Origin of the sequence: Streptomyces sp. NPDC052079 (assembly GCF_040680275.1) — a bacterium.
Classification (GTDB): Bacteria; Actinomycetota; Actinomycetes; order Streptomycetales; family Streptomycetaceae; genus Streptomyces.
The window spans coordinates 135,936-147,754 of record NZ_JBFAWL010000017.1 but is presented as its reverse complement, the minus strand read 5'-3'; the positions used below and the strand labels follow the sequence as shown (position 1 = coordinate 147,754).

The window sequence follows — 11,819 nt, the reverse complement described above, 5'->3', positions numbered from 1 at the left end:
ATGGACCCTAGACAAGTCCCATCGTTGCAGGTCAGGAGCACTCTCCGCTTATTTGATCAAGCCTCGGACACCCCACCTCGTGAAAGCGCGAGGTTGAGGCGCAGCCGTGCGACTCCCCACTCAGGGACAGGTGCCTGGAACCGTGTATCCCCACCGTGCGGCCTGGGGCGTAGGCCCCGACCCGGTCATCGCTGACAAGGCCGTGCTCGTCGCGAGCGATCCGCCGGCATGCGGTGGCGGGGCCTCCGTGCGTGGACCCGGAGCCAGCCCAACCATGTGCGACGCGGGCGGTCGGCGGCAGGCCACCGGCCTCCGGGCGCGAGTTCTACCAGCACCTCCGGTGTCGTTGATGTCAGCGTTGGATGTCAGCGGAACCGTGCTAGCACCGAGCAAGCCTTCAATGATTCACCTGGCCGGTCAGTCCGGCCTCTCTGCGGCATGGTGCTTGCGGAGTTTTGAACTTTGGCTGCGCAGATGCCCACGTAGTGGCACGATAGGGCCAGCCTCCGCATGGGTCACCTGTGGTGCTTGGGAGTGCACCCTGAATAAGTCCCTCACACTTGGAGATTGACTGTGGGAAGCCCGAGAGCGTTCGTGAGCTTTGATTTCGACCATGACGAGACTTCAAAGAACCTCTTCGTGGGGCAAGCAAAGGAAAAGTCCCCCACTCCATTCTTCGTAAGCGACTGGTCTTCTAAATCAGCGCTCCCTCAGAATGAGTGGGAAAAGCTTATCTCGGCAAAGATCAGTCGATGCAACATGGTCATCGTTTTGGTCGGTCGGTACATGGCGAGCGCTACGGGAGTCGCGAAAGAGATCCAGTTTGCAAAGGATGCCGACGTTCCCGTTTTCGGCGTCTACGTTAACGGCGCTGACTCGATTTCGAACCTCCCGCGCGGACTACCGAGAGGCAGGGTTATCAAGTGGACCTGGCCGGGCGTTGCAGCGGCTATCGAACAGATGATGAAAGAGGGTAAGAATAGGTGAACGGATCGCATAAATAATTAGGGAGGACAGCCTTGAAGCGCGCATTACTCGTTGGAGTAGATAAGTATGATAATTTCAGCAACCTCGGCGGGTGCGTGAACGATGTCGTCGCGCTTGAGCCTCTTCTGCGAAGAAACGAAGATAGCTCCCTAAATTTCTCAACACAATCGCTGCGAACAGATCAAGGATTCGTGACAAGAGGTGGCCTAATCGAAGCGTTAAGCCTCCTTCTTTCACCTGGTGTAGACGTAGCTCTATTCTACTTTGCTGGGCATGGGGCCTCCGTTAATGGAGATGTCAGCCTTGCCGTTTCGGACGGCACCTCCGTCACTCCCGGTGTACGCCTGACAGAGGTACTGGAGATGGTAAGTAAGTCTCCGGTACAGGAAGTGATCATAATTCTGGATTGTTGCTTCTCGGGCGGAGCAGGGACTATTCCAGTTCTCTCAACGAGTTCCTCCGTGCTCCGTAACGGTCTCTCAATCCTTACGGCAAGCCGCGGGGAGCAGGTTTCTGCCGAGACGCCGGATGGTAGGGGAGCTTTCTCTAGATACCTCGAAGGAGCACTTGAAGGCGGGGCGGCAGACGTCATGGGACACGTCACGTTGGCTGGTATCTACTCGTACCTTTCGGAATCCTTCGGAGCGTGGGACCAGCGGCCAACGTTTAAGGCGAACATTGACCGTCTTCACGACATTCGTCAATGTTCACCGTCTGTGCCGCTGTCCACTCTTAGGGAACTCACCAATTGGTTTCCTGAACCCACTTCCCTTTTTGCTCTAGATCCGTCTTTCGAGCCGGATGCAGAGCCTCGGAATGAAGAGAATGAAAGAGTGTTCTCCCTTCTTCAAAAATGCAGGGCAGCTAAACTTGTCGAGCCAGTTGGTGAGGAGCACATGTATTTCGCCGCCATGCGCTCCAAATCGTGCCGATTGACGGCACTGGGGCAGCACTATCATCAAATGATTCACCAGGACCTACTGTGATTAGGATTGGGGTGACAGGGCATCAAAACATCCCTGACGAAGCCCTGACTCATATTCGTGCAGAGCTAGGAAAAGCTCTGTGCGGCCTGGGTGAACCGATTGAGGCATTGACCAGTCTAGCTGCTGGTGCGGATCAACTGTTCGCGCAAATCGCCTTGAGCTGTGGTGCATCACTGAAAGTGGTAACACCCAGCGAAGACTACGCTGACACCTTTTCCGCGGAGGAAGATCGGGCACGTTACCTTGAGCTGAGGAAGCTGGCATCGGCGTATGTGAATATCGGACATAAACGCGCTTCGGAGCAAGCCTACTACGATGCAGGTGTGTACATTACGGATCACTCGGACCTAATGCTGGCCGTTTGGGATGGCCAGCCCGCAAAGGGATTTGGCGGAACGGCCGACATCGTGAATTATGCCCACTCTAAAAAAGTCACTGTAATCGTGATCTGGAAAGATGGAATTGTTCGAGGCTAGCATGGTGTCTTATTGCTCATCATGTAGTGCTGAGCAATTCCGAATCGCGAAGCGTGTCATGCCTGAGTTGACCACTATTTCTCGGCGATAATCTCGACGAGGCCGGCGGAGCGGCTTTGGGCGGGAGCTGATTTGGCGCGAGTGATCATGGCCCCGTAAGCTTCCGGCGCGTCGGGCAGTCTGTGGACCTGCCCGTTAAAGCACGACGTTGGGGCCATGATCTTAGAGGCTCGCGCCAAATTGGCTGCCTAAAGCCGTGGAGCCGACCGGCCTCAGCCACAGAGGGTTCCCTCCTCGCCCGCATGCACGCAGCGCGCCGCCGGGCGGGGCCGCCGCTGGCGAAGACAGGGCGGCGGCCCCGCCGACAAGGCGGCGCGCACCCGCGCTGTGCGCGGGCTTGATGAACGTAGGGAAAGTCTTACCGCACCCGTGATCGGCAACTGCTGATCGTGGGCTGTCGGCTCACTGCGCGGCTCGGCTACCGTTCCATCCATGCCTTCTGCACTGGACATGCCCCAGGGAGCGGCCGAACTCGCCGAGTCCCTGCTTCCTCCGCTCGGGAACCGCTGGCTGCACACCCAGGCCGTGGCCGCTCGGGCTCGGGAGGCTTCCGCGGCTGTGTCTGAGGCGGACCGGGATCTCCTTGTCGCTGCCGCGTGGCTGCATGACATCGGCTACGCGCCCGAGCTGCGTGACACCGGGTTCCATCCCCTTGACGGTGCTCGGTACCTCGAATCGCTGGGTGCGCCGGCGCGCCTGGTGCGGTTGGTCGCTCATCACTCCGGGGCCGTGTACGAGGCGGAGCAGCGCGGGCTCTCGGCAGAGCTGGCCGTCTATGAGCGGGAAGACTCGCCGGTCCTGGACGCCCTGATCTTCGCCGACATGACGACCGGCCCCGCCGGGCAGCCCTTCGACTTCGACACCCGGATTGACGAGATCCTTGTCCGCTACGAGCCGGGGAGCGAGGTGCACAACGCAATCAGCAAGGCGCGGCCGTACCTCCGGGGCGCGGTCGAGCGGACCCGCGACCGCATGGCTCATCAGCCGATGTAGGGCTCCGCCCGGTCGGCCAGGCCGTGCTCGATCCGCATGCGCATCGACGGGTGGATGTTCAGCTCGTCCAGCTTGCTCGGGTCGACGAAGGCCACTTCCTTGCTCTCGCTGCTCGTCCGCAGCTCGCCGCCGGTGATGCGGGCGTGGAAGCAGATGGAGAACTGCTGGCGGACCTCGCCGTCGTCGTACGCCATGACGTGCCCGGGGTTGGTGTAGATGCCGACGAGGCCGGTCACGTCCACGTCGAAGCCGGTCTCTTCCTTCGTCTCGCGTACGGCTGCGGCGGGGGCTGACTCGCCCAGGTCGATGCCGCCTCCTGGCAGTGCCCAGAGGTCGTTGTCGGTCTTGTGGATCAGGAGTACTTCCCCGGCCTCGTTGCGGGCCACGGCGGTCACGGAGGGGACGAGGCTGTTCGCCTTCGGGGCGTTGGGATCGTTGAAGTAGTCGACACGGGCCATGTGTTCAGCGTTGCACGTCCGGGGCTTGCTATGCCGCCCGGCCCCTCTCCCACACGCGGTCGAAGCTCCTCATGTAGTGCCGGAAGGTCCGTGCTCCGGGGAGGTACCGGAAGTGCATCACCGGGTTCTGGCCGGCGGGAGCTCCGAGGACGTGCGGGTTCACGAGAACGTCCTCGTCGAACCGGTAGATCGAGTTGTAGAGGATCGTGTCGTGCAGCCTGACTTCGACGCCGGGCGTCGACATGGCGGGCTCGAGGTAGCGCCGGGTGATCCGGGCACGTGCGGCCAGGTCGTTGCCGATGCCTTCCTCTTCGCCGCGCTGCCGGACCGCTTCGGAGTCGGGATCGCCGAGCAGGATGCGGACCTGGGCGCCGGCCTTCGCCTTCTCGGCCAGCTGGTCCGGCAGGTCCGGATTGCTGTCGAAGAGGAACAGTCCGGCGTACACAAGGATGTCGACCTGGTCCGTCGCCTTCTCGATCAGGGATGACCAGAGCGGGGCGGGCACCGCGCCACGGTGCGGGTAGTACGTGATCAGCTCGGACGTGCTGGCCTTCTCCGCCTGCTTCGCCACGGACGGCCAGATGTAGACCTCGTCGACTCCCAGGAGGCTCGCCGCCTTCCAGCGGTGCCCGCGATGCGGGGTGCGGCCGGTGGTGATCCACCGCTCGACGCTCTTGGGATCCACACCGACGTGCTCGGCAACGGACTGGATCGTCTCACCCTTCGCTGAAATCGCCGCGCGCAGACGCTCGTTCGCCATGACGTGCCCTTCACTGGGACCGCTAGGGACGTTTTGACGGTAGCTCAGACGTCCCCAAACGTCCATACGGATGGTGATGCGTCCACCCTCCCTCACGGTCTCCTGATCTCACCGACGGGATGTCGGTCAACACCCCGCCCCAACAGGAGACAAGACGATGCGTCAGATTCCCGTGGACACCGCCAACGCCACCGTGATGGTCGCCAAGGCCCCGCAGCCCAAGGTGAAGGACCGCCGTACCGGTGAGATCGCCGTCGACAAGGACGGTGTCACCCTGATGGTCGTGGAGGTCATGTTCTCCACGCCCGACGAGGTCGAAATCCTCAAGCTCACCGTCCCGCAGCCCGGCGTCTCCGAGGACCTGGCCATGGGCACCCCGGTCGCGCTGACGGGCCTGGTCGCCTCGGCGTGGGAGAACGAGTTCAACGGCCAGAAGCGGCACGGCATCGCCTTCCGCGCGGTGGCGGTCACCTCGCTGGCCGCTGCGGGCTCGGCCTCGAAGGCGGCCTAAGCCGTGACGCGGCTGTTAGTCGCCCTGGTGCTGGTCGTCGCTGCTGCGGGTCTCCTGCGGTGGCGGCGCCCCGCCTGGTACTGGCTGACCTTCGGGGTCGCCCTCGCCGCGCTGCGGGTCCTGGTCCGCTACGGCTCGGTCATGGACGCCTGCGGCCTGACGGTCCCGGCTCCCCGCTGGCGCCTGGCCCTGGCCCGGATGACCAACCGGCCCATTCCCAGCCCGCGGGCCCCGCGCATCCTGCGGGTGCGGCCGACCCGGACCGGCCTGGTCCTCCGGCTCAAGCTCCGCCCCGGACAGGACGCCTTCGACGTGGCCGCCTCCGCCGACCGGCTGCGGCACTCCTTCGGCATGTACGGCGTGACCTCGCGAGAGCTGCGCTCGGGCGTCGTCGAGGTGCGCATGACCGGCTACGACGTGCTCCGGCGGGTGCAGATGCCGACCCTGGCCGATGACACCCGGCCGATGCGCGTCCCGGTCGCCCTGCGCGAAGACGGCTCGGTCCACTTCCGCGACTACCGGGCCGTGCCCCACGCGCTCACCCTCGGGGCCACGGAGTCGGGGAAGTCGGTCTATCAGCGCAACCTCGTGGCCGGGCTAGCGCCGCTGGATGTCGCGCTGGTCGGCATCGACTGCAAGCAAGGGGTGGAGCTGTTCCCGCTGGCCCGCCGGTTCTCCGCGCTGGCTGACAACCCCGACACCGCCGCCGAGATCCTCGATGCCCTCGTATCCCACATGGAGGATGTCTACCGTCTCATCCGCTCCCATCAAGCGATCAGCGTGAGCGTGCCGGATGCGGAGATCGCCGCCGACATCTGGGACCTGCCCGAAGACGTCCGGCCGGTGCCGGTCGTGGTCCTGGTCGACGAGGTCGCCGAACTCGCCCTGTTCGCCAACAAGGAGCAGGAGAAGAGGCGGGACCGGATCATCACCGCCCTGGTGCGCCTGGCCCAGCTCGGCCGCGCGGCCGGCATCTATCTGGAGATCTGCGGGCAGCGCTTCGGCTCCGAACTCGGCAAGGGCATCACCATGCTCCGCGCCCAGCTCACCGGCCGCACCGCCCACCGCGTCAACGACGAAACCAGCGCGAACATGGCCTTCGGCGACATCTCCCCGGATGCCGTGCTGGCCGCGATCACGATCCCTGCCGAAGCGCGCGGGGTCGCCATCGCCGGTGACTCCACGGGCGGCTGGCACCGCATCCGCGCCCCGCACACCTCGCTGCGGCAGGCCGTGAACCTCTGCAACAAGCACGCCGACCGCACCCCGCACCTGCCCGGCCTGGACGCCTTCCGCCCCGCACCGGGCCACGTGAAGCCGGTCGCCGCCTCCGCCGCCGAGTCCGCTCCGGCCGCTGCCTGACCCGGAAGGGAGAAGCCACCATGCCTCGTCTGCGTGTGGATGCCGTCCTGGTGCAAGCCGTCATCGCCGGTGCCCTGTCCTTCGCCCACCTGCACGACCTGGCCGCTGCTGCGGGACAGGACGGCTGGAAAGCCTGGGCCTACCCCGTCTCGGTGGACCTCCTCCTGGTCGCCGCCTGGCGACGGCTCCGCACGGACGGGCCGTCCCGGCTGGCCTGGTGCTGGTTCCTCATCGCCCTGGTCGCCTCGCTCGGCGCCAACGTCGCCACCGCCGGACTCCTCGACCTCGGCGACGTGCCGGCCTGGCTGCGCATCCTCGTCGCCGCCTGGCCCGCCCTGGCCTTCATGGGCGGCACCCTCCTCGCCCACTCACCCGCGGACCACTCCGCCCCCGGCCCGGTACCCGCCGCCCCGGCCCCTGAGCCCGTGACCGAGGTGGAGCGCGAACCGGTCGCCGCCGCCGAACCGGCCCCGGTGTCCGAGGAGCCTCCCGCCCTGCCCACCGCCGACCTGGACCCGGCACCGCCGACCGTGGTGGTCCCGGCCGCGCTGGTCGACCACGCCCGCAAGGTCGCCGCCGACCACGAGCACCGGACCGGTGCCCGGATCGACACCGACACCCTGCGCGCCCGCCTCGGCGTCCCGCCGCACTTGGCCGACGCCATCGCCGCCCAACTCGCCTGACCCGAAGGGAGACACCTCGTGCTCGTCGACCCGGCCGACCTGACCGCCGCCGACCACCTCGACGCCGCCCGCGAGATGGCCGCCGCCAACCGGCCCTTCCTCGCCCACCTGCTCGCCGAGGAGGCCGCCCGCCTCACCGCCGACCCGGCCACCGCCGCCGGTATCCGTGCCGCCTTCCCCGACCCGAACCTGACCCGAACGGAGACCGACTGACATGCCCGCCCGCGACTTCTTCCACTCCGTGATGCGGATCGGCCCGGTGCAGATCGGCACCCACCGCGACCGCCACGGCACCACCAAGCACGCCGCCGTGTGCAGCAACGACAACTGCGGCTGGTCCGCCGACTACTCCAGCCAGTCCGCCGCCCAGCTCGCCGCCCGCACCCACCGCTGCAAGGTCCGCTAGGAGACCACCGCCATGGATGTCCCGCTCTGGTTCGCCCTGCTGTGCGTCGGAGTCCTCGGCGTCAAGCTCATCCGCCCCCCGCTCTGGCTGGTCGCCGTGCTCCTGCTCGGCGGCTACCTCCTCGCAGACAGCCTCCTCGCCCCGGTCATCGACACCGCCGTGAAGTAAGGAGATCCGCCCATGTTCCGGCCCAAGCTCCCGACCATGCCCCAGCCCACCGGCCTGGTCACCCCGCCCGCGGTCGTCATCGAGCCGACCACCATCACCCCCGGCACCCCGCACGCGCCGTCGACCCCCGTCGCCCCGGCCCCGGCTGCGGCCTCGACCCGGCCCACGGTCCAGCTCACGCCGGGTACCGCGCTCGCCCTGGTGGGCGGCGGCACCGCCGTGGTCCTGGTCGTCGGCGCCGTCCTGGTCTCCATGCTCCTCGCGGTCGCCATTACCGCCGCTTCGGTCGCCGTCTGCGCCGTCGTTCTGCGCTCGCTGCTGGCGTCGCAGCACCGCCGCTGACCGGTCCCGGAGGCGACGCACAAGCCGCCAGCACGCCGCCGCCTCCGGGACCGCACTCCGCCAACCGCCATCGCCAAAGGGGAACGTCATGGATCTGCAGATAGCCGCCAGCGTCGTGCCGTTACTGGGCTGGGCCGTGCACGGGAGCGTCCTCGCCCACCGGCTCGCCTCCGCCCGCCGCGACCCGCTGACCGGTCTGCACACCCGCGCCGGATGGACCGCCCGCGCCGAACACTGCATTCGCCGGCACCCGGCCGCCGCCGTGCTCCTGGTCGACCTCGACCACTTCAAGACGCTCAACGACACGCACGGCCACGCCGCCGGGGACGCCGCCCTCGTCGCCACCGCCGACCGGCTCCGGACCTGGTGCGGCCGTAACGGCGCCGCCGGACGCCTGGGCGGAGATGAGTTCGTCGCCGTCGTCCAGGACCTGGCCGCCGTCGACCTCGACGCGCTCACCGACGCACTCAACCGGCCACTGCCCTACAACGGCGTACCGCTCCCGCTGGCCGCCTCCGTCGGCGTCTGCCGCGTCACCGAGCTCCCGGTACCGCTGCTGACCGATGCGCTCGCCGCCGCTGATGCGGCGATGTACGCGGCCAAGGGCCGTGGCCGCCGGGGCCCGCGCCTCTCTCACTGACCGGCCACCGGGTGGCGCACAAGCCGCCAAGCACGCCGCCACCCGGGGCCGTTCCTTCCAACCGCAATCGAAAGGAACCACCATCATGGCCCAGCACACCCCGCCCGCACGACGTATCTGCCCGGCCTGCGACGGCTTCGCCACGGTCGCCGTCACCCTCGGCGGCCGAGACGCCCGCGGCCACCTGCGCACCCTCACCGCGAACTGCCCGGCCTGCCAGGGCATCGGCACCGTTCCCGCCCGCCGGGTCCGGGAGGGCGCTGGTGCCTGAGACGCTGCTCGACCCGACCACCCTCGGCGACCTGCTGAGGGTGGCTTCGGCCGTCGACTACCACCGCTGGGAAGAACAGATCCGCCGCACCGGCGGCTGCGCCGACCCCATCCACCTGACCGGGTGGACCCTGCACAAGGACAAGATCACCGGCGAGACCCTGCACCACTACTCCACCGAGGGCGAGCCGGGCGGGCGCCTCCGCCTCGCTTGCGGCAACCGCCGCGCCTCCCGCTGCCCCTCCTGCGCCTGGACCTACGCGGGCGACACCTACCACCTCATCCGCGCCGGCCTCGCCGGTGACGACCGCTGCGACATCCCCGCCACCGTCCGCGATCACCCCCGCGTCTTCGCCACCCTCACCGCCCCCTCGTTCGGCCGTGTGCACAACCGGCCCGACCATGGCACCTGCCGCTGCGGCACCCACCACACCCCGGACGCTCCCGAGCTGGGCACCGCCCTAGACCCGGCCACGTACGACTACGCGGGAGCCGTCCTGTTCAACAACCATGCCGGGCAGCTCTGGCAGCGCTTCACCAACCGGCTCCGCCGCGAGCTCGCCGCCCGCGCCGGCCTCACCCAACGCGAGTTGAAAGAGCGAGCTCGGCTGTCCTACGGCAAGGTCGCCGAGTTCCAGAAGCGCGGCGCCCTGCACTTCCATGCCGTGATCCGCCTCGACGGACCCGACGGGCCGGACACCGCTCCGCCGTCCTGGGCGACGGTCGAGCTGCTCGCCGACGCGATCCGCGCCGCTGCCGCGCATTCCTACACCTCGGTCTCCGTCCCGGCCGCCGAAGACCAACCGGCCCGGACCTTCCGCTGGGGCACCCAGCTCGACGTCCGGCCGATCAAGGCGTTCGGGGACGGCTCGGAGATCACCGAACAGGCCGTCGCCTCCTACGTCGCCAAGTACGCCACCAAGGCGGCCGAGAACACCGGCACCCTCGACCGCCGCATCGGGGAGCTCGCCGAGCTCGACCGCCACGGCGTCCCCGACCACACCCGCCGCCTGATCGCGGCCTGCAAGGAACTCGACCCGCTCTACCCGGACCGGCGGCTGTGGGCCTGGGCGCACATGCTCGGCTTCCGCGGCCACTTCTCCTCCAAGTCCCGGCGCTACTCCACCACCCTCGGCGCCCTCCGCCAGGCACGCGCTGACTACCGCGCCGCCCAGGAACACGCCGCCCTCGGCCTGGACGACCACGACCGCGAGCCGGACACCGTCCTGGTCCTGGCCGACTGGCAGTACGCCGGCCACGGCCACACCCCTGGTGAATCCGTCCTCGCCGCCACCATCGCCCGCGACCTCCAGCTCAACCGCGAAACCGCCCGCGAAGCCCTACGCGACCAACTCGCCTCGGAAGGAGCCGCAGCATGACCACCGCCACCCCGGAGCTGCTGACCGTGCCCGAAGTCATGGCGCGGCTCAGGCTCGGCCGCTCCACGGTCTACGACCTGATCCGCTCGCGCCGCCTGGTCTCCATCACCGTCGGCCGTTCCCGCCGCATCCCCGCTGACGCGCTGCGTGACTTCATCGCCCGCGAGATCGAGGAGGCCGCCTGATGGCCAGTCAGCGCAAGCGCAACCCCAACGGATCAGGCACGATCACCAAGCGCAAGGACGGCCGCTATCAGTGCGCGGTCTACGTCCTCCAGCCGGACGGCACCCGCGCCCGCAAGTTCGCCTACGGCAAGACCTGGGCTGAGTGCGATGCCAAGCGCCGTGAACTGCTCGACAAGGTCGACCAGGGCGTGCCCGTGCCGACTCGGTCGACCAGTCTCGCCGAGTGGCTGCCGTACTGGCTGGACAACGTCATCAAGCCTCGCCGCAAGCTCAGCACGTACGACAAGTACGAGGCGCACGTCCGGCTCTACCTGGTGCCGATGCTCGGCACGAAGCGGCTCGAATCACTGGGCGTCACCGACGTGCGCCGCTTCCTCGTCCGCCTGGAGGAGAAGACCACCGCGGCGACGGCCAAGGAGGCACACCGTGTGCTGCGTTCGGCACTGTCCTCCGCGTGCCGCGAGGAACTGATCACGCGCAACGTCGCCAAGCTCGTCGAGCCTCCTCGCACCGACAACCGCGAGCTGAAGCCCTGGAGCCTGGACGAGACGCTCGACTTCCTAGCGGCCTCCCGAAAGGACCCGCTCTACGCGGCCTTCGTGCTCGCCATCGCTATGGGCCTTCGTCGGGGGGAGATCGTCGGCCTGCGTTGGTCGGACGTCGACCTCGACCACCGCGTGCTGTACGTCCGCCAGCAGACGCAGCGCCGCCGGGGCGTGCTGTACGACGACGACCCCAAGAGCCGCCGTCGCCGTGCCGTTCCGCTGCCCGCTCTCTGCATCGCGCCCCTGCGCTGGCACCGCATGCGGCAGGCAGCTGCTCGCGCCAAGGCGGGGGAGACCTGGCGTGAGTCGGACTACGTCTTCACCACCCGCACCGGCCGCCCGGTCGAGCCGCGGAACGTCTATCGCTCCTTCACCCGCATCGCCCAGTCCGCCGGCCTCCGCGTGATCCGACTGCACGACGCCCGGCACGGCACCGCGACTCTCCTTACGGCGGCTGGAGTCGCGCCCCGCGTCGTGATGGAGATCCTGGGCCATTCCCAGATCAGCATCACCATGGACGTGTATACGCACGTCGTGCAGGACACCCAGCGCGAGGCCATGAGCCACATGGACCGACTGCTGCGGAGGCGTCCCGGTCGTCAGTGACC

Annotated in this window: 18 protein-coding genes; 16 read left to right on the top strand and 2 right to left on the bottom strand. The window is 67.7% G+C overall.

Going from position 1 to position 11,819, the window contains the following annotated elements; all coding sequences use genetic code 11:
• Nucleotides 1-594 precede the first annotated feature (594 nt).
• The 4 genes from AB0L56_RS23465 to AB0L56_RS23450 all read left to right on the top strand — a co-directional run bounded on the left by AB0L56_RS23465 (nucleotide 595) and on the right by AB0L56_RS23450 (nucleotide 3,502).
• Entirely contained in the window at nucleotides 595-987 is a 393-nt protein-coding gene (locus AB0L56_RS23465; RefSeq protein WP_365425967.1) for a TIR domain-containing protein, read from the top strand.
• A gap of 32 nt (nucleotides 988-1,019) precedes the next feature.
• Nucleotides 1,020-1,973, top strand: a complete 954-nt coding sequence (locus AB0L56_RS23460) for a caspase family protein (RefSeq protein ID WP_365425965.1) — start codon at nucleotides 1,020-1,022, stop codon at nucleotides 1,971-1,973.
• 11 nt (nucleotides 1,974-1,984) lie between these two features.
• Nucleotides 1,985-2,449, top strand: coding sequence for a hypothetical protein (locus tag AB0L56_RS23455; protein WP_365425963.1), 465 nt, complete (start codon nucleotides 1,985-1,987; stop codon nucleotides 2,447-2,449).
• 492 nt (nucleotides 2,450-2,941) lie between these two features.
• Nucleotides 2,942-3,502, top strand: a complete 561-nt coding sequence (locus AB0L56_RS23450; RefSeq protein WP_365425961.1) for an HD domain-containing protein — start codon at nucleotides 2,942-2,944, stop codon at nucleotides 3,500-3,502.
• Here the strand turns inward: AB0L56_RS23450 and AB0L56_RS23445 are convergent.
• Nucleotides 3,490-3,960, bottom strand: coding sequence for an NUDIX domain-containing protein (locus tag AB0L56_RS23445; protein WP_365425959.1), 471 nt, complete (start codon nucleotides 3,958-3,960; stop codon nucleotides 3,490-3,492). The genes AB0L56_RS23450 and AB0L56_RS23445 overlap by 13 nt on opposite strands.
• Before the next feature lie 28 nt (nucleotides 3,961-3,988).
• Nucleotides 3,989-4,720, bottom strand: coding sequence for an XRE family transcriptional regulator (locus tag AB0L56_RS23440; protein ID WP_365425957.1), 732 nt, complete (start codon nucleotides 4,718-4,720; stop codon nucleotides 3,989-3,991).
• Between the two features lie 157 nt (nucleotides 4,721-4,877).
• On the opposite strand from AB0L56_RS23440, the gene AB0L56_RS23435 reads away from it, so the two are divergent.
• The 12 genes from AB0L56_RS23435 to AB0L56_RS23380 all read left to right on the top strand — a co-directional run bounded on the left by AB0L56_RS23435 (nucleotide 4,878) and on the right by AB0L56_RS23380 (nucleotide 11,817).
• Complete coding sequence (locus tag AB0L56_RS23435) at nucleotides 4,878-5,231, top strand: hypothetical protein (protein WP_365425955.1); 354 nt, start codon at nucleotides 4,878-4,880, stop codon at nucleotides 5,229-5,231.
• A gap of 3 nt (nucleotides 5,232-5,234) precedes the next feature.
• Nucleotides 5,235-6,593 carry an FtsK/SpoIIIE domain-containing protein gene (locus AB0L56_RS23430; protein ID WP_365425953.1) on the top strand — a complete coding sequence of 453 codons (1,359 nt, stop codon included), beginning with the start codon at nucleotides 5,235-5,237 and terminating at the stop codon, nucleotides 6,591-6,593.
• Nucleotides 6,594-6,613: 20 nt separating this feature from the next.
• Nucleotides 6,614-7,276, top strand: coding sequence for a DUF2637 domain-containing protein (locus tag AB0L56_RS23425; protein WP_365425951.1), 663 nt, complete (start codon nucleotides 6,614-6,616; stop codon nucleotides 7,274-7,276).
• A gap of 18 nt (nucleotides 7,277-7,294) precedes the next feature.
• Nucleotides 7,295-7,489 carry a hypothetical protein gene (locus AB0L56_RS23420; RefSeq protein ID WP_365425949.1) on the top strand — a complete coding sequence of 65 codons (195 nt, stop codon included), beginning with the start codon at nucleotides 7,295-7,297 and terminating at the stop codon, nucleotides 7,487-7,489.
• Between the two features lies 1 nt (nucleotide 7,490).
• A complete protein-coding gene (locus AB0L56_RS23415) occupies nucleotides 7,491-7,682 on the top strand; it encodes a mobile element transfer protein (protein ID WP_365425947.1) in 192 nt (63 codons plus the stop codon).
• Nucleotides 7,683-7,694: 12 nt separating this feature from the next.
• Complete coding sequence (locus AB0L56_RS23410) at nucleotides 7,695-7,850, top strand: hypothetical protein (RefSeq protein ID WP_365425945.1); 156 nt, start codon at nucleotides 7,695-7,697, stop codon at nucleotides 7,848-7,850.
• Nucleotides 7,851-7,862: 12 nt separating this feature from the next.
• Complete coding sequence (locus AB0L56_RS23405; protein ID WP_365425943.1) at nucleotides 7,863-8,192, top strand: SpdD-like protein; 330 nt, start codon at nucleotides 7,863-7,865, stop codon at nucleotides 8,190-8,192.
• An 88-nt stretch (nucleotides 8,193-8,280) separates the two neighbouring features.
• A complete protein-coding gene (locus tag AB0L56_RS23400) occupies nucleotides 8,281-8,832 on the top strand; it encodes a GGDEF domain-containing protein (protein WP_365425941.1) in 552 nt (183 codons plus the stop codon).
• Nucleotides 8,833-8,917: 85 nt separating this feature from the next.
• Nucleotides 8,918-9,103, top strand: coding sequence for a hypothetical protein (locus AB0L56_RS23395; protein ID WP_365425939.1), 186 nt, complete (start codon nucleotides 8,918-8,920; stop codon nucleotides 9,101-9,103).
• A complete protein-coding gene (repSA, locus tag AB0L56_RS23390) occupies nucleotides 9,096-10,481 on the top strand; it encodes a replication initiator protein RepSA (protein WP_365425937.1) in 1,386 nt (461 codons plus the stop codon). Before AB0L56_RS23395 ends, repSA begins: the two co-directional genes overlap by 8 nt.
• Nucleotides 10,478-10,666 carry a helix-turn-helix domain-containing protein gene (locus AB0L56_RS23385; RefSeq protein WP_361341055.1) on the top strand — a complete coding sequence of 63 codons (189 nt, stop codon included), beginning with the start codon at nucleotides 10,478-10,480 and terminating at the stop codon, nucleotides 10,664-10,666. The genes repSA and AB0L56_RS23385 overlap by 4 nt, the downstream gene beginning before the upstream one ends.
• A complete protein-coding gene (locus tag AB0L56_RS23380; protein ID WP_365425935.1) occupies nucleotides 10,666-11,817 on the top strand; it encodes a site-specific integrase in 1,152 nt (383 codons plus the stop codon). Before AB0L56_RS23385 ends, AB0L56_RS23380 begins: the two co-directional genes overlap by 1 nt.
• The last annotated feature ends 2 nt before the right edge of the window (nucleotides 11,818-11,819 follow it).